Here is a 25199-nt window from a genome sequence, read left to right as displayed (position 1 = left end):
GATTACCGCTCGCAGATGTCGATGAAGTTCTCGAAGACTTCCTCGCCCTCGGCGGTGTGGGCGACCTCGGGGTGCCACTGGACGCCGTAGAGGTCGCGGTCGGCGTCGCTCATGGCCTCGATGGTACACACGTCGCTCGTGGCGGTGTGGGTGAAGCCCTCGGGGACCTCCTTGACCTCGTCGGCGTGGCTGGCCCAGACGCGGGACTCGGGGGCGAGCGAGCCGATGAGCGGGTCGTTCTCGTCGAGGATTTCCACGTCCACGTCGGCGTAGCCGCCGTAGTCGCCGGAGCCGACGCGACCGTCGAGTTCTTCGGCGAGAATCTGCATGCCGAGACAGATGCCCAAGACGGGCACGTCGAGGTCGAGGTAGTCGGGACTGCGGCCGATGCGTTCCATGTCGGGGCCGCCGGAGAGGACGATGCCGTCCGCGTCGATGTCCGCGGGGTCGGTGTCGTTGTCGACGAGTTCGGTGTCGACGCCGAGGTCGCGGAGCGCGCGCCGTTCGAGGTGGGTGAACTGCCCGTGGTTGTCGATGACGACGATGCGGGTCATGTCCCGGATTGGACCACCGTGCCTAAAAGTCAATCGAAGAGTGGTCGAGATACGCGTATCCGTGCATCATATTGGCACGTCGGGGACGGTTGGGCCGCGGGCGGTCGCTTCGGTGGTTGGGTGGGTTCGTCGCCGCTTGTCACCTCGTCCGCTCCCACGACTCACTCGTCGCCGGCGCGGTCCCGCGCCGTCTGAAACCCGAGTTCGTCGAGTTCCTTCGTCCGGCGACCCTCCCGCTCGGCGATGGCCTCGACGTCAGGCGAGGCGTCGTCGTCGATGCGGGCGAACGACTTGTGGACCTTCGTGTGACACCACCGGCACAGCGCGACCGTGATTTCGTGGGAGGGTTCGTCGCCGTCGCCGTCACCATCACCGCCGCGGCCGCCGTACGAGAGATGGTGTTCTTCGAGCAGTGGGCGAGCGGTCGAATCGTGGGCCATGCGGACCTCTTCGAGGCCGCAGCGGATGCACTCGCGGCCGTTCGTCGTCGACGCGTAGTGCGGGCAGTCGCGGAAGTCACAGCCCTCCGCGGCCGCGACGCACTCGTAGTCCGCTCGGGCGCGCTCGCGGGCGAACGCCGGGTCGCGGTCGGCGTACTCGCGGGCGAGGCGACACGCGCCGTCGCTCGTGAGGTGGTCGCAGCGACCGGCGTGGTCGTAAGGGTCGTCGACTCCCACGGGCGTGCCTGTCGGCGTCCGCTCCATGGAGCGCGTTCGGGGCGGGGCGGGCCTAAACGTTGCTCTCGACGGGAGACGGCCCGCTCACTCGGCGGTGGATTCATCACGCCCGCCGTCGAAGCCGGGGCGTGAGACTCGTTCACCGACAGAACGGAGCCCAATCGACGCTCGCGTCGAACGTCGAGACGGCCGATTCGTTTCTCTCGCAGGCGCGCGGGCTGATGTTCCGCGGCTCCGTGCCGGACGACTACGCCCTCGTGTTCCGGTTCGACGACGCCGACCGCCACAGCCTCCACATGGTGTTCGTCCCGTTCGACATCGACGCGCTCTGGCTCGTCGGCGACGAGGTGACGAAGAAAAAGCGGCTGTCGGCGTGGACGGGCATCGGCTTCGGCATGGCCGACACCATCATCGAACTCCCCGCGGGCGCGGCAGACGACGTAGACCCCGGCGACTTGGTCGAACTCTCGCAGTGAGGGTCAGCGAAACCGACCGGCTGCGACGCCGACACCGCTGACGATCCCCGCGCCGCCAAGTGAACGCGCTTCCAACGACGGCCCCGCCGAGACACCAATTTCTGTCGGAACCATCTCTTTTATACACTCGACGACATATGTGTTCAACTACTATGTCGGGACCTACCACACCGACGGAGGATAGAGTAAGTCGTCGTGAGACGGCTGGCTGTGAAATTCGACGGTTCTAACCTACAAGGACACGATTCTACCGTGAACGAACGATTCGGGAAGACCCCCGAGCTACGCACTTCTGACTCAGTACAGCTCTTAGACACCACGCTCCGCGACGGCGAGCAGGCCCCCGGCGTCTCGCTGACGCCGGCCCAGAAAGCCGACATCGCCCAGGCGCTCGACCGCGCGGAGGTCGATTACATCGAAGCCGGGAGCGCCTGCACCGGCCCCGGCGAGCGCGAGACGATAAAGCGCGTCACGTCGCTCGGCCTCGACGCGACGGTGACGAGTTTCGCCCGCGGCGTCAAGAACGACGTCGACCTCGCGCTCGACTGCGACGTGGACGGCATCACGCTCGTCGTGCCGGCGAGCGACCGACACGTCGAGTCGAAAGTCGGGACGACCCGTGAGGACGTCGTCGAGACCACCGACGAACTCGTCGCCTACGCCAAGGACCACGGCCTCTGGGTCGAGGTCATCGGCGAGGACGGCTCGCGGGCCGCCCCGGAGTTCCTCGAATCGCTCGCCCGCGCCAGCCACGACGCGGGTGCCGACCGCTTCTGTTTCGCCGACACGGTCGGCCACACGAGCCCCGAGCACACCTACGAAGTCGTCTCCCGGCTCGCCGAACTGGGCCCGACCTCGACGCACACCCACGACGACCTCGGCCTCGCGATGGCGAACGTCCACGCCAGCCTCGCCGCGGGCGCGGACCTCGTCCACACCACGGTCAACGGCATCGGCGAGCGCGCCGGCAACGTCGCGCTCGAAGAGGTCGCTATCGCGCTCGACCACTGCTACGACGTGGAGTCGGTGAAGCTCGACGAACTGTACGCACTCGCCCAGAAGGTCGCACAGGCCACGGGCGTCGCACTCCCGCCGAACAAGGCGGTCGTCGGCCAGAACGCGTTCACTCACGAGAGCGGCATCCACACCGATGGGACGCTCAAGGACGACGCGATGTACGAGCCGTACCCGCCGGAGACGGTCGGCCGCGAGCGCCGCCTCGTCCTCGGAAAGCACGCCGGCCGCGCCGGCGTCAAGGCCGCCCTCGACGAACACGGCGTCGACGCCACCGACGAGGAAGTCGCGGCCGTCGTCGAGCGCGTGAAGGAACTCGGCGACCGCGGCAAGCGCGTCACCGACGCCGACCTCCTCGCGTTCGCAGAAGACGTACAGGGCCGCGAGCGCGCCCGACAAGTCGAACTGCTCGACCTTACGGCCGCCTCCGGTGGCGGCACCCCGACCGCGAGCGTCCGCCTCCGCGTCGAGGGCGAGGAACGCGTCGCCTCGGGCACCGGGTCCGGTCCGGTCGACGCCGCGGTGAAAGCCGTCCGCGAGGCGCTCGGCCCCGACGCCGACGCCCAACTCGACGAGTACCACGTCGACGCCATCACCGGCGGCACCGACGCGGTCGTGACCGTCGAAGTGACGATGTCGCTCGGCGACCGAAGCGTCACCGTCGCGGCGTCGCACGCCGACATCACGCGGGCGAGCGTCCAGGCGATGGTGAACGCGCTCGACCGACTGCTCGCGCCGAATCACACGTCGCCGACGCCCGCGTCGGCCGACGACTGAGAAAACGACCCTGTCGCGTCCGCGTTCGCTCCCTTTCTCGCGGACGGCCGATTTCGCTCTGAGACCGCAGTCTCTCCGAGTTACTGCGTGTCTTTGGCGACGAGGTAGGTCCAGCCGCCCCGGCGCTCGAACCCGATAGCGGCGTCGCCGAGTTCCGTCTCCGCGAAGTCGGCGACGCGACCGGTCCGGACCGTCGTCACGTCGATGCGTCGCGTCCCGTCCCGTTCGCTCGTGTCCGCGCTTGCTACGTTCGCACTCATACTTGCGCTGACGCGGGCAGGGGATATGTATCGAATCCTAGGAGAGTGAAAGTGAAATCGAGGGACAGCACGACCCCGTGCGAAGTCCTCACGTATCACCTGTGACGGCGGCACTCACTTCACCCGTCAACTCGGTTAGTCGGGACCGGGGAGGACGAGAACGATGGTGACGACCACGACGAACGCTGCGCCGAAGTAGCCGGCAACCCGGTAACTCTCGATGAGCAAGAGCAAAAACAGGAGGGAGATGATGACGTCGAGTTTGTATTTGTGTGTGGAGTCCATACGGCCCCCATTCGTGTCTGATTAGTAACTATTTTGGTTGGCAAAGTGTGAGCCGTCGGGCGTATCAGAACCGATTTACAAGCCAGTCTGGACTATCGAAACGATGGTTGCATTCACGGAGCGCGAGCGGGCGGGTGTGTACAAGTCGATATACGCGCGGCGGGACATCCGACGGTTCGGCGACGACCCGGTGTCCGAGGAGACGCTGACACGACTGCTCGACGCCGCGCATCACGCCCCGAGCGTCGGCTTCTCGCAACCGTGGGACTTCGTGGTCGTCGAGGACGACGAGACGAAGACGGCCGTCGCGTCAATCGCGGAGCGAGCGATTGCGGCGGCCCGTGAGGGCTACCGGGAGCCCCGAAAATCGGAGTTCGGTCGGTTGAAGTTGGAGGGAATCACCGACGCGCCGGTGAACATCTGCGTCACGTGCGACCCAACGCGGGACGCGCCGCACGTCCTCGGACGCAACACGATGCAGGCGATGGACGCCTACTCGACGTGTCTCGCCGTGCAGAACCTCTGGCTGGCCGCGCGGGCCGAGGGGATCGGCGTCGGCTGGGTGTCGTTTCTCTACCCGCACGAGGTCCGCGAGGTGCTGGGCATTCCGCACCATGTCGAGCCGATTGCGTATCTCTGCGTCGGCTATCCCGAAGACGGCTTCCCTGAGGAGCCGGTGCTACAGCGAGACGGGTGGCGCGAGCGCATCGACACGAGCGAACTCGTTCACTGGGGACGGTGGGAGTCAGGGTCGGTTTGAAGAACAACGTTTGAACTCGGGAAGGCGTTCGTCCCGCGCCTCCGAACCCCACGGGCATCGTCAGCTATCGACGAAAATCGCTCCGAGACGGTGCAGAGAACAATAGCACGGTATAGCCGACGACTCCTCCGACGAGCAGCGCCACGACTGCGCCAGCCGGCCCCCCGAGCGAAAAGCCTTGGAGGGCGACGACACCGAATAGTACCACGCCGAGTGCGTTGAGCCGCTGTTCGAGTGAGTGTTCCATGCCCGGGTTCGTGGTGGAACTCTAACAATTCTACCGGTCAGAAATCTGGCAGAGTGGGGTTGGGTGACGAAATGTAACCCTAGGCCGTCGCAGGCACAGCCACGGAGTCGCGGCGCGACGAGACGCGCCGCTCAAAGTGTTGTGGCCGCGAGAAGCGCCGAGGGTGAGATTTGAACTCACGTGTCCGAATGGACAGTAGATTTCGAATCTACCGCCTTGGCCGGGCTAGGCTACCTCGGCTTCCATCGTTGTCTCTCTCGCGGATAGTTTAATCCGTTTCGATTTCCGAGGGCCGCGGCGAGGAGTCACACGGACGCAGTCGGCGAGTCTGTGGCCCAACTGCGTCCGGGCGGGACGGGCGGAGTCGACGACCGGCGAGCGACCGACTAGAGCGCCACCGACCAATGGGAATAAGTCGCACGCAGACCCGGGAGGTGTATGGACATCGACACGGCCAGCGAGACGTGCACCGAGGTGCTCGACGCCATCTCGGAGGCCGTCATCGCCGACCGAGCCTTCCTCGAAACCGTCCTGACGGGCGTCCTCGCCCGCGGTCACGTCCTCCTCGAAGACGTCCCGGGAACCGGAAAGACCCTCACCGCGCGGAGCGTCGCCACCGCGCTCGGGCTGTCGTTTTCCCGCGTGCAGTTCACCCCGGACCTGCTTCCCGCCGACGTGACCGGGACGAACATCTACGACGAACGCGAGCGGACCTTCGAATTCTCTCCGGGGCCCATCTTCGCGAACGTCGTCCTCGCCGACGAAATCAACCGCGCGCCGCCGAAGACGCAGGCCGCCCTCCTCGAAGCGATGGAAGAGGGGCAGGTGACCGTCGACGGCGAGACCCACCAGCTTCCGAAACCGTTCTTCGTCATCGCCACGCAGAACCCCGTCGAGCAGGAGGGGACGTTCACTCTCCCCGAGGCGCAGGTCGACCGATTCGTCGTGAAGTCGGCCATCGGCTACCCCGACCTCGACGGCGAGGTCGAACTCCTCCACCGGCGCGCCGGCCGGAGCGAACAGAGCCCGAGCGTCGAGCGCGTCCTCGACCGCGACACGGTCGCCGCCATCCGCCGCGCGCCCGAGTCGGTCCGCGTCGAGGACGACCTGCTCGAATACATGGCGAAGCTCGCGCGAGAGACGCGCACTGACCGCCGGGTCCGAATCGGCGTCTCGCCCCGCGGAACCCAGCGGCTGTTCGAGGCGACCCGCGCCCGCGCCGTCATCGAGGGCCGCGAGTTCGTCACGCCCGACGACGTGAAACGCGTCTCGCAGTCCGTGCTCGCCCACCGCCTCGTCTTGACGCCGGACGCGCGGGTCGAAGACGTGCGGAAATCGGACGTCGTCGACGACGTGCTCGGCCGGGTGACCGTGCCGACGCTGGAGTAGTCGGGAGCCGTGAGGTGGGAGACGGGAGATGCGAGGCGGGCGCGCCGCTCAGCGCGTGACGACCGTCACGAGCGCGACCACCCCGACCAACAGTAAGACGACGGCCGTAATGGGTTGGCCGCCGGCGGCCGCCCGGTCCGCGCCGTAGACGACGGCCGCGCCGACCGCGAGCACGACGAGCGTCGCCGCCGCGTGGACGAGTTCGAGCCGGAGCGTGTCGGTCTCGCGGCCGAGGTGTTCGCCGACTGACCGCGCGTTCTCCGCGAGGTCCCACGCGAGTATCGACCCGAGCGCGGTGAGGAGGAGCGCCTCCGTTCCAGCCCCGCTCGCGCCCGCGAAGAGGAGCGAGAGGAAGAACAGCCCGCCCGCGGCGTCGACGATGCGACGCGAGCCCCGGAACAGTCCGGCGGCGAGCGCGACCGTCGCGACGAGACCGCCGACCGCCGCGGTCGACGTGGTGAACCCGAGCGTGAACGTCGTGAGCCCGGCGACCGACAGCGCCATCGCGGTCCCCGTCCGGGTCGGCTTGCGGGTGATTTCGCTCACCGCGACCACCCCGCTTCGGCCCGCGCGAGCGCGACGCCGAGCGGTTCGTCACCCCAGTCGAGGACGCGGACACCGCTCCGCCGGAGTTCGCGGAGCCGCAGGTCGCGCTCGATGCGCGCGAGTCGCGCCCCGACGGTCGATGTCGTCGTCGGGTCCGGGGAGACGACCGTCACGGCATGGCCGTAGGCCTCCAACCGGCGAGCGACCGAGACGCCGTAATCGTCTACGAGCGGCGAGCAGAAGATGACCTGCGCGTCGCTGGCGAGCCGACGCCGGAGTCGGCGGACGGCCACGGAGGGGAAGAAGGCCCCGTCTGGCGGCGTCGGCGCGAACGCCGGGTGGGTCGCGAACAGTCGTCGGGCGCGGGCGCGGTGGTCGGCGCCCGACGAGGGGGCGAGCCAGCACTCGTCGGGGCCGAACGCCGCGACGCCGACGCTGTCGCCGCTGTCGAGGAGCGCCGAGAAGGCGACGCTCGCGGCGTCCACGGAGCGCTCGACCGCGGTCTCCGCCTCGACGTCGGGGGCGACGTGCGCCTCCGGGCGGGTGTCGACGACGAGGACGACGGACGCCGCGCGCTCTTCTCTGAACTCCACGGTGGCGAGTTCGCCCGTTCGGGCGCGACGGTTCCAGTCGATGCGTCGAATCGGGTCGCCGTGGCGGTACTCGCGGATGGAGGCGAACTCCAGTCCCGACCCCGGCACGTCGGTCTCGACGCGGCCGGCGTACTTCGAGGTGAGGCCCCGAAGCGGCAGGTCGGCGGTCGCGGCGAGTTCGGGTTCACACCGGAGCGTCGTCTCGGCGCTGACCGTCTCGCGGGACTCGACGGCCCCGCTCGGGTCGCGGACGACGACGACCGTCTCGTCCCACGCGTGCTCGCCGCGGACGGCGGTGACGGTGTAGGTCGCGGTCGCGGTCGCCCCCGGTCGGAGCGCCGTCCCCAGTCGGGCGGGGCCGTCGGCGACGCCGAGTGCCGGCGGGACGCCGTCGACGATCCGGAGGTCGAACAGCGTCCGCGACCCCTCGTTTGTGACCCGAAGCGTGACTTCGACCTCGTCGTCGGGGTCGGGGGTCGCGTCCGAGAGGTCGCGCTCGACGCGAAGCGACACCTCGGGAATCGACGCGACCCGGACGTAGCCGAGCACGACGACGCCGAGGCCGGCCGCGAGGAGCAGCGACGGCTCGCGGGTGAACACGCCCGCGCCGGCCGCGACGAGGACGAGGCCGTCGAGGCCGGTCCAGCGTTCGGTGTCGAACCCGCGGCTCATCGGCGCTCACCCGCGGGACCGTCGCCGGTGCCGATTCGCTCTATCGCGGTGACGGTTCGCTCGGCGCGGTCGGTGAGCGACGACTGTCCCGACAGGAAGAGTCGGACGCGCTGGCGGAGCGGAAGCGAGACGGACGCGCCGAGAAAGCGCGCGGCGACCGGGTCGTCGGTCCAGCCGCCGGTGTCGAGGAGCGCGGCCGCTTCCTCGGGGTCGCGACCGTCGCGGGCGACGAGTGCCTGTGTCGCCCGCGCTTCGAGTCGGTCGACAACCCGCTTGCGGGCGGCCCAGCGAGTGCGCCGACCCGCCGCCGACACGAGGTCGTCGTCGAAGTCGGAGCCGGGTATCGGGACCGCGACTCTCGCCTCCGGGTCGCCGGTGACCGTGGTGTTCATCGGGGTTTCGCGGCGGTGCTGGACGTACCGAAGCCCCTGGAGCGCCGCGAGTGCCGCGACGAGACCGAGGAAGATATCCGTCAGTTCGAGGCCGAGCGAGACGCCGGCGACGACCGCGAAGCCCGCGGCCGTGGCGACGACGCCGACGAGCAAGAACAGCCGACGCGCGAGCGTCATCGGTCGTCCTCCGGTGCGTCGGCGTAGGTGGCTTCGATGTTCCTGAGCGCGTCGACTGCCCGGCGCTCGCGTTCCGGCGTCGCCTCGAAGCCGCCGTAGCGGACTTCCTCGAACAGCGTCGTCAGGTCGCCCACGTCGTCGCGGTCCATGCCCGCATCGACGGCCGAATCCGCGAACTCGGCGGGCGTCGCGGCGCGACGGTTCGGCACGTCGAGGAGCGCCGTCATCTCTCCCCACGCGCGGAACACTTCGTTTTCCACGTCGGCGTCACCGTCTTCGATGCGCTGGGCCGCGGCCCCGGCGGCCCGGCCGACGGCGGCGACGTTCGGTCCCTCCTCCTCGGCAGCCGGGTCGATTTCGTCGTCGGCCGCGGGCGAGTCGCCGGTCCCGGTGACGAGCAGGAAGACCGCGACGACGAGCGCGACCCCCAACAGGAGGCCGAACAGGAGCGTCGGCGGCGAGACGGCCTGTGCCGCACCGCCGTCGCCAAGGCTGCCGCCGCCGCCGGCGGGAAGAAACGACACGTTGCGCGCGGCAGCCGCGGCGCGAGACGAAAACGAGAACTCGCGGCGACAGGCGGTGAGGAGCGCGAACAGGAGGACGACCGGCGGGCCGACCGCCACGAAAATGGCGAGCGGCGGGAGCAGCGATCCGGTCTCTCGGTAGGCGTACGCGCCGAGGAGGACGAAGACGAGGGCGACCCCGGCGAGGATTCCGGGTGAGAGTAACCACGGGAGACACGGCGTCGGAATACTGAGACTGCCGGACGAATCACCGATCGGTCGGACGCCGGTCTCGTCTGTGTCACCAGCAACTGCGCCGCCGGTCTCACCGCCACCGAAACCGACTGGACCTCCGCTACTGACGACGGTCGAATCGATGGTGGCGGCGACGACCGAGAGGGCGACGACCGCGAGGAGGGCGAGTGCGAGTGCGCGGAGGGCGGAACGGTCCACGATGGTAGGTAACAGTATCCGGGGTAAAGACATTTCGAGGGACGAAGCGGTCGTCGGTGGGGCGAACGACGTTCGACCGACCGGACCAAGCGAGATTCCTGCTGGCTGCCCCGAAGATGACGCGGTCAGACAGGCCATCAGAACAGACCACCCGTGCAAGTGAACCAGCCGCGGGTACGGCGGACGAACGCCGGGGGTCACACCCACACACCACACTTGCAAGTGAATTGGTGGTGGGAAGGAGAGGCGGGGGAGACACACAGACACCACCGTTGCACGTGAAGCGTGGTGACGCCGAGAGGGGGTGCCATCGGCGGGCACTCGGAGAGAGCACGGGTGCAAGTGAACCTCGGTCGCGACTCGAACGTCGTCACCCACCACCGTTGCAGGTGATTTCTCCCGAGCTGGACCGTTTACGGGCCGTTCACGACAGAAACGTTTGACTACAAACTGCACCGCGGGCACCGAGACATGTCAACGGTTTAGTTGAACTCGCGCTCTGTTGTTCTACTAGCTACTCTCGTATCCTCCTATTCACTTGCAAAAGTGGTGTGTGTCTGTTCAAACTAGTTCACACGAACCATGATATGTGGTACCGTGACTTGATTAGAAGGCGACGATTCCGACCCGAACACGCCGCTCATTCCCCGACGACACCACCGCCGCAATTCACATGAATCAGATGAAATCGGGGTTTTAAATAAGGGGACGCTACAACGGACCGACGCTAATGCGCCGGTTCGAGCGAAAACAAAACGTCTTCACCAACAAGGACGCCCTCGGGGAGTCCTACAAGCCCGAGCGCATCGAGGAGCGCGACGACGAGATTTCGGAGTACATGGACGCGCTCCAACCGGTCGTCGACGGCTGGGAACCGAACAACGTCTTCCTGTACGGAAACACCGGCGTGGGGAAGACCGCGGTCACCGAGTTCCTCCTCGAGATGCTCCTCGAAGACGTCTCGCAGTACGACGACGTGGACCTCAGCGTCATCTCTATCAACTGCAAGACGCTCAACTCCTCGTACCAAGTTGCGGTCGAACTCGTCAACGAGCTTCGGCCGCCGGGTGCGGAGATTAGCTCGACCGGCTACCCCCAACAGACCGTCTTCAAAAAACTGTTTCAGGAGTTGGACGACGTGGGTGGGACGGTTCTCATCGTCCTCGACGAGGTGGACTCCATCGGCGACCGCGACGAACTCCTCTACGAACTCCCGCGGGCGCGCTCGAACGGCAAACTCGAAGACGCCAAGGTCGGCCTCATCGGCATCTCGAACGACTTCAAGTTCCACGACCAACTCGACCCGCGCGTACAAGACACACTCTGCGAGCGCGAACTCCACTTCCCGCCGTACCAAGCGCCCGAACTGCAGAACATCCTCGAATCGCGCGCTGAGGTCGCCATCGCAGAGGACGCCTGCGAGGAGGGCGTGCTCAACCTCTGTGCGGCGCTCGCCGCTCGCGACAGCGGGAGCGCGAGACAGGCGCTCGACCTCCTCCGACTGGCCGGCGAACACGCCGAGAACAAAGACGACGAGCGAATCACGCTCGACCACGTCGACATCGCCCGGCAGAAACTCGAACAGGAGCGCGTCGTCGAGGGGATGCGCGAACTCACAGAGAACGGTCATTTCGCGCTCCTCGCGGTCGTCTCGAAGGCCGCCCACGACGAGACGCCGTGTCGGATGCGCGACCTCTATCAGGAGTACCTCCGGCTGTGCAACTCCGCCGGTATCGACCCGCTCGCCCAGCGGTCGGTCCACAACCACCTCTCGGACCTCCGGATGCTCGGCATCCTGTCGGCGGAAGAGAACCGCACCGGCTCGCGCGGGAACTACTACAGCTACGCGCTCGACGTCCCCTTCGCCAGCGCGATGGAAGCGCTCTCGGACGTGCTCTCGCTCGACTCCGTCCTCGACGAGATTCGAAAGACCGCGACGCAGGCCGAAGCGGCCTGACGCCTACCGCACGCCACGGCCTTTCGCCCGCGTCCGCTTTCTGCGACGTGCTGTTCTGCGGCGTGGTTCCCTGAGCCTGAGGTGGTTTCTTGGTGTGGCAGAGAGATGTGGACACCATGACGAATTTCTCGCCACGACTCTCTACGGGAATCTCCGGGCTCGATGCAGTGCTGGACGGTGGGCTGGTCCCGAATCGGACCTACATGGTCCGTGGAGTCTCAGGTGCGGGGAAAACTATCGTCGGCTACCACTTCCTGACCGTGGGAATGGAAAACGATGAGAACGTGCTGTTCGTCTCGTTCGAGGAGTCGGCCGCTGACCTCCGGGCGAACGCCGAGACGCTCGGGTTCGATCTCTCCGCGGTGCCGACTCTCGACATGAGCCCGTCGCCCGAGGCGTTCTTCGACGACGGGGCCTACACGATGCTGTCGCCCAGCGAGGTCGAGGGGCAGTCGATGGCGACCGAGCTGCGGACCGCAATCGAGGAACACGACCCCGACAGAATCGTCATCGACCCGCTGAGCCAACTCGGTCGGCTCTCGTCGGACAGATACCAGTTCCGTCGGCTCGTCTCGTCGCTCCTGAGCTACCTCAAGCAGTCGGGGGCGACGACGGTGGTTACGAGCCAGCCGTCGAGCGACGACACCGACGAGACGCTCGCGTACCTCTGTGACGGGTCGCTGTCGCTCCTGCGGTCCGAGGAGGGACGGTCGGTTCGCGTCGAGAAGTTCCGCGGGTCGGACTCCCAGACGGGGCCGCACGCCATGCGAATCGACGGCGACCACGGCATACGCGTCTTCCCGCGCCTCGTTCCCGGGTCGCACCACCGCGAGTTCGCCATCGAACCGCTCTCGTCCGGCATCGACGACCTCGACACCCTGCTCGGCGGCGGCATCGAGCGCGGGAGCATCACGCTCATCAGCGGCCCGAGCGGCGTCGGGAAATCGACCACCGGAGCCGCGTTCGCGCGGGCGACCGCCGACCGCGGCGAGCGCGCCGCGGTCTACCTCTTCGAAGAGAGCAAATCGAGCTTCCGGCACCGCTCCAAGTCCATCGGCATCCCGATAGACGACCTCGTCGAGTCGGGGAACCTCCGACTCGACGAGGTGGAACCACTCTCGCTTTCGACCGACGAATTCGCCCACCGAGTCCGCGCCGAGGTCGAGGCGAACGGCACGGAGTTCGTGATGATAGACGGCACGGCCGGCTACCAACTCAGCCTCACCGACGAGCGAAGCGACATCCGCCGCGAACTCCACGCGCTGGCGCGGTACCTCAAGAACATGGGCGTTACCGTCGTGCTGACCGAGGAGGTACAGCAGGTCACCGGTGCGTTCCACGCCTCCGACAACCACGTGAGCTACCTCGCGGACAACATCCTGTTCATCCGGTACATCGAGGTGCGCGGCGAGATTCGCAAGGCCATCGGCGTCCTGAAAAAGCGGTTCGGCTCCTTCGAGCCGACGCTCCGGTCGTTCAAAATCGGGAGCGACGGCATCGTCGTCGGCGAACCGCTGGACGAACTCCGAGGCATCCTCACGGGGACGCCGACGTGGAACGAGGATGAGTGACCGTGAGCGAAGACGCGTCGCGGAACGACACACGTTCCGCCGGAGACGCGTCCGGGGACGAACGGATACTCCTCGCGGTCCGCGGCGCTCGCGACCGCGAGCTACTGGCTGAACTCCTCGACGCGTACGAGGTCATCGTCTGGGAACGCGGCCGCGAAAGCGGAGGCGAAGGCGGAGACGGAGACGAAGGTGCAGGCGAAGGCCCGCTCCCGGAGTTCGACCTCTGTATCGTCGACATGGCGACGTACTCGGTCGTCGCCGACGCGCTCGCCGAGCGCAAAGCCGACGCCGACGACCGGTTCGTACCGGTGTTGTTGACGGTCGCCCAAGACGAACAGGCCGTCGCCGCGCGACGACTCGAAGACGTTCCGGACGACGTGCTCGCGGTGCCCGCGCCGAAGGCGGTCATCCGGTCGCGGGTCGAATCGCTCCTCCAGACCCGGCGGCAGTCGCTCCAACTCGCGCTGTACCGCAGCGCGATGGACAGCGCGACCGTCGGCATCACCATCACCGAGGCCGACGGCGACCAACCGCTCACCTACGTCAACGATGCCTTCGAGGAGATGACCGGCTACGACCGCTCGGAGGCACTCGGTCGGAACTGCCGGTTCCTGCAGGGCGAAGAGACCGACTCGGAGCCGGTCGAGCTACTCCACGAGGCGATCGAAGCAGGGGAGAACGCCGCCGTCAGCCTCACCAACTACCGGAAGGACGGGACGCCGTTCTGGAACGAACTGAAGATATCGCCGGTGTACGAGGACGGCGACCTCACCCACTTCGTCGGGTTCCAGACCGACGCGACCGTCCGCCACGCGCTCAAGAACCAACTCGTCCACGAGACCCAAACGCTCAAACAGCTCTTCGAGACGAGTCCGGTTGGCATCGCGGTCCTCAACGAGGACGGGGTTATCGTGCGCGCCAACGAGGCGGCCCAGGAGGTACTCGGTCTCCAACGGTCGGTCGTGCTCGGACAGCCGTACGACGCACCCGAGTGGGACCTCGTCGACGGACGTGGAGAGCCGCTCGACCGCGATGACCTCCCCTTCGACCGCGTGAGAGAGACCGGCGAGACGGTCACGAACTTCGAACACGGTATCGGCGTCCCCGAGGAACGGCGGTGGCTCGTCGTCAACGTCGCCCCCCTGGACGGCAGTGATGGAGAGCGCGTCGGTTCGATTGCCGCCATCGAGGACGTGACAGCACAGAAGCAACAGGAGCGCGAGCGCGAGCGACTGCTCGACCTGTTCGACCAAAGCCAGAAGATCGCCTCAGTCGGCGCGTGGGAGGTCGACACCCACACCAATTCGGTGCTGTTCACGAGCGGGCTCGCGGAGCTTCTCGGCGTCGACTCGGGGGCGACGTTCGAACTCGCGGAAGCGTTTTCGTTCTACCATCCGGACGACGAGCCCACGGTCCGCGCGGCGTTCGAGCGCCTCGTCACGACCGGCGAAGAGCAGTCCGTCGAGTGCCGCCTGGAGACGATGGGCGGCGAGATGCGCTGGGTGAACGTTCGCGGCGTCGCGACGCAGGAGAGCGAACCCATCTACCGGGGGACCGTCCAAGACATCACCGAGCGAAAGGCCCGGTCGAGAGAGCTGGAACGCTACGAGCGAATCGTTGAGACGACCTCGGACCCGATTTACACGCTGGACGACAACCTCCGGTTCGTCCTCGCGAACAGCGCGACCGCCGACCTGCTGGGCCGCGACCCCGACGATCTCGTCGGCGAACACGTCTCGACTGTGTTCGGCGAACGCCACTCGCAAGCGCTCTTGGAGGCCATCGCGTCGCTTCTCGCGGGCGATAGCGCCGAAGAGACCATCGAGACGGTCGTCACCGACCGAAACGGTACCGAGCGGCAGTTTCAGACGACTATCGCGGCGAAGTCCTCCGAAGACGAGTTCGACGGTATCGTCTGTGTCGGCCGCGACGTGACCGAGCTCCAAGAGCGCGAACGGCGGCTGTCCGTCCTCGACCGCGTCGTCCGACACAACCTCCGGAACAAGATGAACATCGCGCAGGCGCATGCGACGATGGTGCTCGAACGCACCGACGACGACGGCGTGCGCGAGTCGGCGGCGGCCATCGAACGGGCGACGAGCGAACTGCTCTCGCTCGCCGAGACGGCCCGGAAGTTCAGCTCCGCGCTCGACCCCGATGTGACAGAGCGGGTGCAACCCCAGAACATCGCCGACTGCGTTCGCAACGTCGTCGAGGGCGCGCGCCTCAGCTACCCCGAGGCGGCTATCACCGTCGACGCGCCGGACGTCGCGAACGCGCAAGCCCACACGACGTTCGAACTCGCGGTGAACGAACTCGTCGACAACGCCGTCGTCTACGGCGGCGACGGCGTCGAAGTCGAGCTCTCGGTCTTCGAGGACGACGCCGCAGACCAGGTCGTCCTCCGCGTCACGGACAACGGGCCGGGAATTCCCCGGCTCGAACGCAAATCCATCATGACGGGACGAGAATCGCCCCTCCAACACACGAACGGCCTCGGACTCTGGTTCGTCCGCTGGGCGGTGACGAACAGCAACGGCTCGATGGATATCATTGACAACGAACCAAGCGGGACGGTCATCGAGCTGCGATTGCCGAACGTCTGAGTCGGCGGCTCCGCGCGGCCGGCTCAGATGACGGCGGCGCCGAACACGGAGACGGACGACCCGACCGCCGTCGCCCCGAGCATCACGCCGAGTCCGAACCCGAGAATCCGGGCCATCGCCCGGCGAGCGTCACGTTCTGTCCACCCCGTGCCGGTGTCGAGGTGGGTCTGCATCGATTCGATACCGCGGCCGAGCGCGACCGCCCCGGACCAGCCGAGGAGGCCGAACCCGAACGCGAGCGAGCCGAGCGCGAACGTCGTTTCGACGCTCCCCGCGAAGTCACCGACGACCAGCGTGGCGGCCAGCCAGACGGCGGCGACGAACGCGCCCGCGAGGGCCGCGGTGCCGACGAGGCGAACGCGAACCGCCGCCCGTTCGCGTATGGGGGGCGCGTCTGCGTCTGCGTCCGCGTCCGTCGGCTCCGGTGGCGCTGACACGGTCGATTAATCGACCGCTTCGCGCATCCGCGGGTCGAGCGCGTCGCGCATGCCGTCCCCGAGGAGGTTGAACCCCAGCACGGTGAGCGCGAGGAAGAACCCGGGGAAGAACGACCACCACCAGACGCCCGTGAGCAGGCCCTGACTCACACCGTTCGAGAGCATGAGCCCCCACGAGGGCGTGCCGGCCTCGGCACCGAAGCCGAGGAACGACAGCGCCGCGAGGTCGATGATCGCCAGCCCGAAGTTGAGCGTGCTCTGGACCGTGATAGGCGCGAGGCAGTTCGGCAGGACGTGCCGAATCAGCACGCGCGGGTCGGCCGCGCCGAGCGCGACCGTCGCGTCGATGTACTCGTTTTCGAGCACGGTCAGCGCGGCCCCGCGGACGACGCGGGCGAACCGCGGCGTGTAGACGAGCGTCAGCGCGGCGACCGCCCGCCACAGCCCGAGGTCGTCGGGGAAGATTGCGACGAGCGCCAGCGCGAGCAGGAGCGACGGGAACGCGAGCAGTACGTCCATCGTCCGCATGATGACGTTGTCGGTCACGTCGCCGTAGTAGGCCGCGACGATGCCGAGGCCGACGCCGAGGACGGTCGAGGCGGCCACCGTGACGGTGCCGAACAGCATCGCGTACCACGCGCCGTAGGCCACCCGCGGCAGGAGACTCCGGGCCTGTCCGTCGGTGCCGAACGGGAAGTCGAGACTCGGCGCGGCGCGGTTCGGGTTCGTCCCGAGTTGCGACTGCGTGATGACCTCGAGGTCCAAGAACAGCCGCGCGTACAGCGCGATGACCACCATCGCGACGATGATGGCGATACCGGCGAGCGCGAGGCGGTTCGACAGCAGTCGGGAGACGAACGGCGACGCAGTGAGGCGGTCGATGAGCCCGCGCTGGTCGACGTCCGCCGCCGTCTCGTTCGTGGTCGTGGTTTCCGTGCTCATCTTTTTGTAATTGACATAACCCGCTCAAAGGGGCATGTTCGGAACTTAGGTTCCTGTCTAACTATTACGTATCGTTGGTGTCTAGACACTTGGCACCTTCCAGCAGTAGTCCCTTCCATGTGAACCCCCTCTCGTCCTTTAATTCTGTTAGCCATTCGTGCTGTTCTTCGCTTACTTGTAGACGCACATCTTTTGGCATACATCTTTGTTGATTTTCGTGCACTTTATGTGCTTTGTTTTTGTAAGAATAACTGTGTCTTCCACGGTCACAAAAACACTGCAAGCCTCGCTCGCACCCCCGACAGGACACAAAGAGCAGCGGCTTCAGCGTACCGTGGCGACGTATCGCTGTGCCCTCTCCGAAGCATTCGAGAGTGGTGCAAACACGCAGACGGCAGTCAATGATGTAGTCACACCGTACACGCTCACCTCCTATGCGAAAGACGCGCTCAAGAGCTACGTCCCAAAACTCCGCCGGACGTACAACGCTTCGGAGTTGGGTGATGATCACCCTGTTCGATTCACAAACCGGGGGTTCCGGATCGACCACTCTGAAGATCGTAAACACGAGTTTTGCTGGCGTGTCCCCCAGGCTGGACGTAACAATGCCTTCTGGATCCCGCTTCGTATCAACCCTGCTCAGGAATCGCTCTGGGCTGACTTGCTTGATGGCCAAGTGTCCGTCGGGGAGTTCCGTCTGCAAGAACACCGTTCCAACTGGGTACTTCATGTCGCCGTTAAGTACGAGGTTATAGAGCCAGAGGTATCGGACGAATCGACGCCGGTCGGCTTCGACATCGGAGAGTCCAAACTCTTGACGGGCTGTGCCTGTCAGAATGGTACTCCAACTCAACCGTATATTTACGATGGCGGGCGGGCTCGACAGCTCCGCAAAGAGATGTTCACAACCCTCCGCCGTCTGCAAAAGCGAGATGCCGAGTGGCGCATTCAAGAGCGGTTTGACCACTACCAGAACTCGCTCACGGATATCGTCGAGAAAGCGTCTCGACAAGCTGTCGAGTACGCTCAAGGATTCGAGAATCCAGTTATTGTTCTCGAAGATCTCTCGTATATTCGCGAGCATCTGAACTACGGCAAGTGGATAAATCGCCGCCTCCATAACTGGGCGTTCGCGCGTCTCAGTGGACGTATCGAGGACAAGGCCCTCGACGCCGGAATTCCGGTCCGATTCGTGAACCCGGCGTTTACGTCCAAGACATGTCACGCTTGTGGCCACATCGGCTCGCGAAGTTCGCAGGCTGCATTCCAGTGCCAGAATCCAGAGTGCTGGGTGACGGAGTACCAAGCAGACATCAACGCGGCGGCTAACATTGCTAGCCGCCTCAACCCGTGGGGAGAGAGGTGTACACTGAAACCGCACGCCGATGACTCGCCACGGGATGGGAGTGCTTGTGACAGCACCACAGGACACCACGAGCAGAGTCGGAAACTCCGGCAGACGACGCTCGCGACGTTTCAGTCCTGAAACCTCTCTCAACGTGAGATTTCCCTTGTAGGGAGTCCCGCCCTCAAAACGGAAAGGTCGACTACACAAGACGTTCTGCGTCTTGTGAACGGCCTCTGGGGCGGGAGAGGATGTCACTGTTCGATCCTCGGGTCAAGGATGGAGTAGGTGATGTCGACGCCGAGGTTGACAAGCGTGAACAGGAACGCGAAGGTCAGGACCGTCCCCTGGACGATGGGGTAGTCGCCGACCTTGATGGCCTCGACCAGAAGCGTCCCGATGCCGCCGATGGCGAACACCGTCTCCGTGAGTACTGCGCCGCCGAGCAGGCCACCGAACTGGATGCCGATGACCGTGATGACGGGAATCATCGCGTTGCGGAAGCCGTGTTTCAGGACCGTAATCTTCGAGCCTTGGCCCTTCGCGCGGGCGGTTCGCATGTAGTCCTGCCGGATGACCTCCAGCATCGACGAGCGCATCATCCGAGAGATAAGCGCCATCGAGTAGACGCCGATGACCGACGCCGGGAGAATCATGTGTCGAACCGCGGAGACGAACATCTCCCAGTTGCCCGCGATGAGGGCGTCGACCGTGACGAGCCCCGTCACCCGGATAGCCTCGACGTTGTACAGCACCGAGATGCGGCCGCTCGTCGGGAGCCACCCGAGCACCTGCGCGAACAGCAAGATGAGAAGCGGGCCGCTCCAGAAGATGGGCACGCTGATGCCGGCTAGCGCGCCGATGCGGGTCAGGTGGTCCGTGATGCTGTCCTGCTTGACGGCGCTCAGGATGCCGAGCGGGATGCCCAGCGAGATACCGATGAGCTGGCCGTAGATGGCGAGTTCGAGCGTGACCGGCAGCTTGTTGGCGAGCACCTCGCGGACCGCGGTGTTCCGCTGGATGATGAAGGACTCACCGAACTGGAACTGCGCGGCGTCGAGGAGGAACCGCCCGTACTGCACCCATATGGGGTCGTTCAGGCCGAGACTCTCTTCGACCTGTCGGACGAACTCCTCGCTGGCGCGCTCGCCCGCGATGGTGAGCGCCGGGTCGCCCGGCGAGAGGTGCAGGATGGAGAAGACGAGCGACGCCACTCCCACCAACACGGGGACGAGCAACAGCAGCCGCTTGAGTACGAATCGTGTGGAAATCATGAAATCGAAAACGCGGTCAGTGCCTCAGTTCAGGCTGACCAGGTTGAGGTACGGACCGCTGATGGCGGCGATCTGGAACCCGCTGACGCGGTTGGAGACGCCGCGAAGCTCGTCCGCGTAGTCGAGATAGACCCACGGGGCCTCGTCGTGTGCGATCTGGTTCGCCTCGTTGTACAGCGACTCGCGCTCGGCCTCGTCGTAGGTGCTCTGGCCCTGTTCGACGAGGTCCATGTAGTCGCGGTTCGCCCACGCCGAGCGGTTACTGGTGTTGTAGCCTTCGGCGTCGAAGCTGACCCAGTCCTGTCCCTCCGTGAGTTCGCCTTCCTCTACCTGCGGGTGCAGGAGGACGTACATGAAGTTGTCCGGGTCGGCGTTGTCGGTGTACCAGCCGAGGAAACACGCGTCGTGGCGGCCCTGGGCGGTGTATTCGAGGAACGGCCCGAACGACTGCTGGTTGATGTCGACTTCGATGCCGACCTCGCCGAGGTTGGACGCGACGGTCTCGGCGGTCTGAATCGGCGACGGGTTGTAGCCGCGGGGGTTCTGGAACGTCGCCAGTTCGAACGAGAAGCCGTCACCGTAACCGGCCTCTTCGAGGAGGCGCTGGGCCTCCTCGGGGTCGTACGGGTACGGGTCGATGTCGTCGTTGTGACCGAGGACGTTCGGCGGAAGCGGCTGGCTCGCCTGCGTCGCGAAGCCCGAGTAGATCTCGTTGACGATGGCTTCGGTGTTGATGGCGTGGCTGACGGCCTGCCGGACGCGGCGGTCGCGGAACTCCTCGCGGCTCGCCATGTTGAACGCCATGTAGCCGATGTTGATACCCTCGGTGCGGACGAGGTTCGCGTTGCTGGCGTTTTCGACCTGGACGGACGACTGCGCGCCGAGTCCGTCGATGATGTCGAGTTCGCCCGACGCGAGCGACTGGGCGCGCGTCGAGTTCTGGCCGATGGTGACGAAGACGACCTCGTCCACGTTCGGCCCCTCGCCCCAGTATTCGGAGTTGGCTTCGAGGCGGATGAGCTCGTTCGCGTCGTCGAGGTTGCTCAGTTGGAACGGGCCCGTACCGACGGGGTTCGAACTGAGTTCCGTGCCGTACTCCTCGATTGCGGCGAGGGAGTGCACCGACGCCGCGAACATCGCCAGGTTACGCAGGAACGGCGCGTACGACTGGGTCAGCTGAATCGTCATCGAGTAGTCGCCGTCGACCTGAATCTCGTCGATCCACGAGCCGAGGGTGAACGGCCCGTACGCCGAGACGTAGTCGTCGCCGGCGTAGTACTCGTAGTCGCTGTCGACGAAGCGGCGATACGTCGCCACGAAGTCCTCCGCCGTGAACTCCTCGCCGTTGTGGAACATCACGCCCTCGCGGAGCGTGATGGAGGCCGACTGGCCCTCAAGGGAGTACTCGGTGGCGAGTCCCTGCGTCAGCGTGGACTGGCCCGGCTCGAAGTTGATGAGCGTGTCGTAGATCTGTTCGGTCACCTTCGCGACCTCGCCGCTCGTGCTGTTCTGGAAGTCGAGCGTCGGCGAGTGGCTGCCGCGACCGTAGCGGAGGGTCGACGTCGAACCGTCGTCTTCGGTCTCCGTCTGGGTCTGGTCAGTCTCGCCGTCACCGGTCGTCTCGCCCGACGTGGTGGTCGTGTCTTCGCCGCCACCGCCGGAACAACCTGCGAGTCCGGCCGTCGCCGCAGCGGTCCCTGCGGCCGTCAGGAACCGACGCCGCGAAAGTCCATTGCCATCTTGTGACATACGTGTACCTATCAATCGCCCCCTATAAAAATAACGAAGCGCTGAGCGCAGGAACGAGAGACGCCGTCGACCTATCCCGGTAAAAATACGAGACAATCAAAAAACGTCGGATCGGTGACGAGAGGCCCTATAGCCCCTGACGAGCCGCCTATTCGTCGATGAGATGACACGCTGCGGGGTGCGTCTGCTCGCCCAGCTTGGGGGCGTCGCGCTCGCAGACGCTCTCGAACCGCTCGCGGAGTAGCTCGTCCGCGGCGTCCCAGTCGTCGGCGACGACGCGTTCGAGCGCGCGGTCGACGACGCCCCGGAGTTCGGGCGACAGCGTGTGCGACAGGTGGGATTCGCGGAGTTCGTCCACGACGGCGTTTGCATCGGCGGTGCCGCCGTCGGTGCTCACCGTCGCTTCGGCGCTCGGGTCGCCCGCGTCCAGCGCCGCGTCGCGGGCGGTCTCGACGTCCAGCGACTCGCGTTCGACGCGCTGGCGGAGGTCCATCACCTCGCGGTAGGCCGCCTGCTCGATGTCGAGATCGTCCGGGGGGATGACCTGCGGACACCGCGTCCGGAAGTGACAGCCCGACGGCGGGTTGATGGGGCTCGGCACGTCGCCTTCGAGGATGATGCGGTCGTCGGTCTCGGCGGCCGGGTCGGGCTCCGGAATCGCCGACAGCAACGCCTGCGTGTAGGGGTGTCTCGGGTCGTCGAACAGCTCGTCGGTCGCTGCGACCTCCACGATTTCGCCGAGGTACATCACGGCGACGCGATCGGAGATGTGGCGAACCACGGAGAGGTCGTGGGCGATAAAGAGGTACGTCAGCCCGAAGCGCTCCTGGAGGTCTTCGAGCAGATTGAGAATCTGCGCCTGCACGGACACGTCGAGCGCCGAAACGGGTTCGTCGGCGACGATGAAGTCCGGGTCGACCGCGAGCGCGCGGGCGATGCCGACGCGCTGGCGCTGGCCGCCCGAGAGTTCGTGCGGGTAGCGGTCGTACTGGCCGACTTCGAGGCCGACCGCGTCGAGCAGTTGGTGGACGCGGCGACGGCGGCGCTCGCTGGTGGAGTCGCCCGGCGTGACGCGGACCGTGACGCCCGAGACGACGTCACCCTCGCGCTCGACTTCGACCTCGGCGCGGAGGCGCTCTTCGACGGCCACGTCGACCTCGCCGTCGGCGACCGTGACCGACACGGTGGCGGTGGCGACGCCGTTCGAGGAGCCGACGATGGCGTCGATTTCGTCGCTCGCGGTGACCGAGACGCGCTCGGCGTCGATGCCGGTCACGGTGACGTCGGCCTCGCCGCGCACGTCGGGGTCGGACACGGGCAGGTCGTGCACGTCGAGCGGCTCGCGGATGGTCTGGCCGACCGTCATCCGCGGGTCGAGCGACGACAGCGGGTCCTGGAAGATCATCTGCATGTCGCGGCGCATCGCGCGGAGTTCGTCGCTGTCGAGCCCCGAGAGGTCCGTCCCCGAGAAGACGACGCGTCCACCGGTCGGCGGCGTCAGATGCAAGAGGCTCCGCCCGGCCGTGGACTTCCCACAGCCCGACTCGCCGACCAGTCCGAGCGTCTCGCCCTCGTAGACGGTGAAGTCGATGCCGTCGACCGCCTTCACGCTCCGGTCGTCCGCCCCGAGGAAGCGGTCGAGGAGGCCGTCGGCCTGCTCGTAGTACTTCTGCATGCCCTCGACTTCGAGCAGCGGCGTGTCGGAGGGCTCGGTGCCCGCCGAGGCCTCGATGGCGTCGCCGCCGTACTCGTCGGTGTCGAAGTCGTCGAGGACGCACTTCGAGCGGTGGTCCACCGCGTCGCCGCCGTGTTGCTTGTACGGTATCTCGCCCGCGGTACACTCCGGTTGGGCCCACGGACATCGGGGCGCGAAGTGGCACCCTTCGGGCATGTCGATGAGGTCCGGCACGTTGCCCTCGATGGGCGTCAGGCGCTCTTTTTCCTCGCTCGGGAGCGATTCGAGGAGCGTGTACGTGTAGGGGTGTGAGGGGTTGTGGAAGATCTCCTCGACCGGCCCCTCCTCGACGATTTCGCCGGCGTACATGACCGCGACCCGGTCGCACGTCTCGGCGACGACGCCGAGGTCGTGGGTGATCATGAGCACCGACATGCCGAGGTCCGCCTGCAGGTCGTCGATGAGGTCGAGAATCTGCGCCTGAATGGTCACGTCGAGCGCGGTCGTCGGCTCGTCGGCGACGAGCACGCGTGGCTGGCAGGCGAGCGCGATAGCGATGAGGACGCGCTGGCGCATCCCGCCGGAGAACTCGTGGGGGTACTCGTCGACCCGCGCGCCGGGTTCGGGGATGCCGACCGATTCGAGCACCTCGATGGTCCGCTCGACGATTTCGTCGTCGATGTCGCGGCTGATGCGGGGGAGCAGTTCGCGGACCGCGTTGAACCACGAGTCCTTGCGGCGGCCGCCGTACTGGTGGAGTCGCAGGCTCTCTGCGACCTGCTCGCCCACCGTCAGCGAGGGGTTCAGCGAGGTCATCGGGTCCTGGAAAATCATCCCGAGTTCGCGCCCGCGGACGGCCCGCAGCGCCTCCTCGGGGGCGTCGACCAGATTGACCACGTCGCCGTCGACGAAGGCGGGGTTGTTGTACTCCTCGCGGAACTCGTCTGCGAGCCGGGCGCTTTCGAGTTCGACCGACCCCGAGACGATTTCCCCCGGGTCGTCGACGAGGCCCATCGCCGAGAGCGCCGTCACACTCTTTCCGGACCCGGACTCACCGACCAGCCCGACCGTCTCGCCCTCGCCGACCGTGAGGTCGAGGCCGTCGACGGCCTTGACGCGACCCCGGCCGGTCGAGAACTGGGTTCGAAGGTCCGAAAGAGAGAGTAGATTCCTCATTGAATGAGAAAGACCAGCATGGAGTGAAATACCTTTTCAATTTTTGCCAATTGATAGATAACGGTCATAATGGTCATTGGCCTGCGGTCGCCCGCGTGACGCGCGAAAGCGGGCGACGGCGGCGGGAGAAGCCAAAGTTTAGGTAGCGGACTCCGACACCATGCCGCATGGAAGAACATCCGCTCTCGGACGAGTCGGGCACGTGGGAGACGGTGGTCGAAGAGTGCGAGGCGCTCGCCGACGACTATCGGGAGCGAGACTGGACCGTCGTCGTCGCCCTCCCGGGTGACGTGGTCCCGGTCCCCGGGACGGGCGACGAAGTGGTCGAACACGTCGGCCTCGACGTGGTCGTCGGCGACGACGTGTACCCCGACCTCGAAGCCGCCGTCGAGGGCGCGACGTTCGACGAGTACGAGGCGTTCCGCGCGGTCACCGGCGGCCTCGTCTACCTCGCGCTCGTCGTCCGCGCCACCGACGACGAAGTCGCTGTCTGTCTCCCCTTGTACTACCGTCTCGCGGAGTCCGAACGCATGTTCTCGCTGCTCGACGCCGGCGAGACGATGCGCACGAAGGTCCACCCGCTCGACCCCGACAAGGGCGTCGAGTTCGTCCACGAGGACCCCGACCCGCTGCTGCCGCCGGACTGGGACGCCGACCTCTCGGACGAGTTCGCGTAATCGTCGCGTCGCCGA

The 25199-nt window shown here is 66.3% G+C and carries 22 protein-coding genes and 1 tRNA gene; 9 read left to right on the top strand and 14 right to left on the bottom strand.

The features are described from left to right. Window positions 1-2 precede the first annotated feature (2 nt). Together AM590_RS00875 and AM590_RS00870 are read right to left on the bottom strand one after the other, a co-directional pair. Complete coding sequence (locus tag AM590_RS00875; protein ID WP_058825803.1) at window positions 3-554, bottom strand: GMP synthase subunit A; 552 nt, start codon at window positions 552-554, stop codon at window positions 3-5. A gap of 161 nt (window positions 555-715) precedes the next feature. Further along, window positions 716-1258: a hypothetical protein gene (locus tag AM590_RS00870; RefSeq protein WP_058825802.1), complete on the bottom strand. Its 543-nt coding sequence runs from the start codon at window positions 1256-1258 to the stop codon at window positions 716-718. Window positions 1259-1359: 101 nt separating this feature from the next. Here AM590_RS00870 and AM590_RS00865 point away from each other — a divergent pair, with 101 nt between their 5' ends. Together AM590_RS00865 and AM590_RS00860 are read left to right on the top strand one after the other, a co-directional pair. Continuing rightward, window positions 1360-1707, top strand: a complete 348-nt coding sequence (locus AM590_RS00865) for a DUF192 domain-containing protein (protein ID WP_058825801.1) — start codon at window positions 1360-1362, stop codon at window positions 1705-1707. Between the two features lie 252 nt (window positions 1708-1959). Continuing rightward, window positions 1960-3498: a (R)-citramalate synthase gene (locus AM590_RS00860; protein WP_058825800.1), complete on the top strand. Its 1539-nt coding sequence runs from the start codon at window positions 1960-1962 to the stop codon at window positions 3496-3498. Between the two features lie 80 nt (window positions 3499-3578). Here the strand turns inward: AM590_RS00860 and AM590_RS00855 are convergent, their stop codons facing one another. Continuing rightward, window positions 3579-3758 carry a hypothetical protein gene (locus tag AM590_RS00855; RefSeq protein ID WP_004972970.1) on the bottom strand — a complete coding sequence of 60 codons (180 nt, stop codon included), beginning with the start codon at window positions 3756-3758 and terminating at the stop codon, window positions 3579-3581. A gap of 135 nt (window positions 3759-3893) precedes the next feature. Next, on the bottom strand, window positions 3894-4043 hold the full coding sequence (locus AM590_RS20680; protein ID WP_172795728.1) for a hypothetical protein: 150 nt from the start codon (window positions 4041-4043) through the stop codon (window positions 3894-3896). Window positions 4044-4146: 103 nt separating this feature from the next. Between AM590_RS20680 and bluB the strand changes: the two genes are divergently transcribed. Further along, window positions 4147-4803 (top strand): 5,6-dimethylbenzimidazole synthase, encoded by a 657-nt coding sequence (bluB, locus tag AM590_RS00850; protein ID WP_058825799.1) that lies wholly within the window; start codon window positions 4147-4149, stop codon window positions 4801-4803. Between the two features lie 402 nt (window positions 4804-5205). Here bluB and AM590_RS00845 read toward each other — a convergent pair. Next, a tRNA-Ser gene (locus AM590_RS00845) sits at window positions 5206-5290 on the bottom strand. Between the two features lie 198 nt (window positions 5291-5488). Between AM590_RS00845 and AM590_RS00840 the strand changes: the two genes are divergently transcribed. Further along, the gene (locus AM590_RS00840; protein WP_058825798.1) at window positions 5489-6439 is read left to right on the top strand and encodes a MoxR family ATPase; all 951 of its coding nucleotides are present in this window, start codon (window positions 5489-5491) and stop codon (window positions 6437-6439) included. A gap of 48 nt (window positions 6440-6487) precedes the next feature. Here the strand turns inward: AM590_RS00840 and AM590_RS00835 are convergent, their stop codons facing one another. The 4 genes from AM590_RS00835 to AM590_RS00820 are packed head-to-tail and all read right to left on the bottom strand — an operon-like array spanning window position 6488 to window position 9775. After that, window positions 6488-6994 carry a hypothetical protein gene (locus AM590_RS00835; protein WP_058825797.1) on the bottom strand — a complete coding sequence of 169 codons (507 nt, stop codon included), beginning with the start codon at window positions 6992-6994 and terminating at the stop codon, window positions 6488-6490. Further along, the gene (locus AM590_RS00830; RefSeq protein ID WP_058825796.1) at window positions 6982-8250 is read right to left on the bottom strand and encodes a DUF58 domain-containing protein; all 1269 of its coding nucleotides are present in this window, start codon (window positions 8248-8250) and stop codon (window positions 6982-6984) included. The genes AM590_RS00835 and AM590_RS00830 overlap by 13 nt, the downstream gene beginning before the upstream one ends. Further along, window positions 8247-8819, bottom strand: a complete 573-nt coding sequence (locus tag AM590_RS00825) for a hypothetical protein (protein WP_058825795.1) — start codon at window positions 8817-8819, stop codon at window positions 8247-8249. The genes AM590_RS00830 and AM590_RS00825 overlap by 4 nt, the downstream gene beginning before the upstream one ends. Further along, window positions 8816-9775 carry a DUF4129 domain-containing protein gene (locus AM590_RS00820; RefSeq protein ID WP_058825794.1) on the bottom strand — a complete coding sequence of 320 codons (960 nt, stop codon included), beginning with the start codon at window positions 9773-9775 and terminating at the stop codon, window positions 8816-8818. Before AM590_RS00820 ends, AM590_RS00825 begins: the two co-directional genes overlap by 4 nt. 730 nt (window positions 9776-10505) lie before the next feature. Between AM590_RS00820 and AM590_RS00815 the strand changes: the two genes are divergently transcribed. From AM590_RS00815 to AM590_RS00805, 3 genes are all read left to right on the top strand, one after another. Further along, window positions 10506-11732, top strand: coding sequence for an orc1/cdc6 family replication initiation protein (locus AM590_RS00815; RefSeq protein WP_058568498.1), 1227 nt, complete (start codon window positions 10506-10508; stop codon window positions 11730-11732). 116 nt (window positions 11733-11848) lie between these two features. Then, a complete protein-coding gene (locus AM590_RS00810; RefSeq protein WP_058825793.1) occupies window positions 11849-13303 on the top strand; it encodes an ATPase domain-containing protein in 1455 nt (484 codons plus the stop codon). Beyond that, entirely contained in the window at window positions 13300-15909 is a 2610-nt protein-coding gene (locus AM590_RS00805; RefSeq protein ID WP_058825792.1) for a PAS domain S-box protein, read from the top strand. The genes AM590_RS00810 and AM590_RS00805 overlap by 4 nt, the downstream gene beginning before the upstream one ends. Window positions 15910-15932: 23 nt before the next feature. On the opposite strand, the gene AM590_RS00800 is transcribed toward AM590_RS00805, so the two are convergent. Together AM590_RS00800 and AM590_RS00795 are read right to left on the bottom strand one after the other, a co-directional pair. After that, a complete protein-coding gene (locus tag AM590_RS00800) occupies window positions 15933-16346 on the bottom strand; it encodes a hypothetical protein (protein ID WP_058825791.1) in 414 nt (137 codons plus the stop codon). Between the two features lie 6 nt (window positions 16347-16352). Next, complete coding sequence (locus tag AM590_RS00795) at window positions 16353-17288, bottom strand: ABC transporter permease (protein WP_058825790.1); 936 nt, start codon at window positions 17286-17288, stop codon at window positions 16353-16355. Window positions 17289-17541: 253 nt separating this feature from the next. On the opposite strand from AM590_RS00795, the gene AM590_RS00790 reads away from it, so the two are divergent. After that, the gene (locus tag AM590_RS00790) at window positions 17542-18774 is read left to right on the top strand and encodes an RNA-guided endonuclease TnpB family protein (RefSeq protein WP_058825789.1); all 1233 of its coding nucleotides are present in this window, start codon (window positions 17542-17544) and stop codon (window positions 18772-18774) included. A 113-nt stretch (window positions 18775-18887) separates the two neighbouring features. Here AM590_RS00790 and AM590_RS00785 read toward each other — a convergent pair whose 3' ends face one another. The 3 genes from AM590_RS00785 to AM590_RS00775 form a co-directional block, all read right to left on the bottom strand. Further along, on the bottom strand, window positions 18888-19907 hold the full coding sequence (locus AM590_RS00785; RefSeq protein WP_058825788.1) for an ABC transporter permease: 1020 nt from the start codon (window positions 19905-19907) through the stop codon (window positions 18888-18890). A gap of 24 nt (window positions 19908-19931) precedes the next feature. Next, a complete protein-coding gene (locus tag AM590_RS00780) occupies window positions 19932-21656 on the bottom strand; it encodes an ABC transporter substrate-binding protein (RefSeq protein ID WP_058825787.1) in 1725 nt (574 codons plus the stop codon). 148 nt (window positions 21657-21804) lie between these two features. Next, on the bottom strand, window positions 21805-24507 hold the full coding sequence (locus tag AM590_RS00775) for an ABC transporter ATP-binding protein (RefSeq protein WP_058825786.1): 2703 nt from the start codon (window positions 24505-24507) through the stop codon (window positions 21805-21807). A gap of 167 nt (window positions 24508-24674) precedes the next feature. Between AM590_RS00775 and AM590_RS00770 the strand changes: the two genes are divergently transcribed. Beyond that, window positions 24675-25184, top strand: coding sequence for a hypothetical protein (locus tag AM590_RS00770; RefSeq protein WP_058568506.1), 510 nt, complete (start codon window positions 24675-24677; stop codon window positions 25182-25184). Window positions 25185-25199 lie beyond the last annotated feature (15 nt).

The organism is Haloferax sp. Q22 (assembly GCF_001482285.1).
In the GTDB taxonomy this organism is placed as follows: Archaea; Halobacteriota; Halobacteria; order Halobacteriales; family Haloferacaceae; genus Haloferax.
Note: the sequence above shows the minus strand (reverse complement) of the source record. Positions and strands in the feature narration are given on the sequence as shown.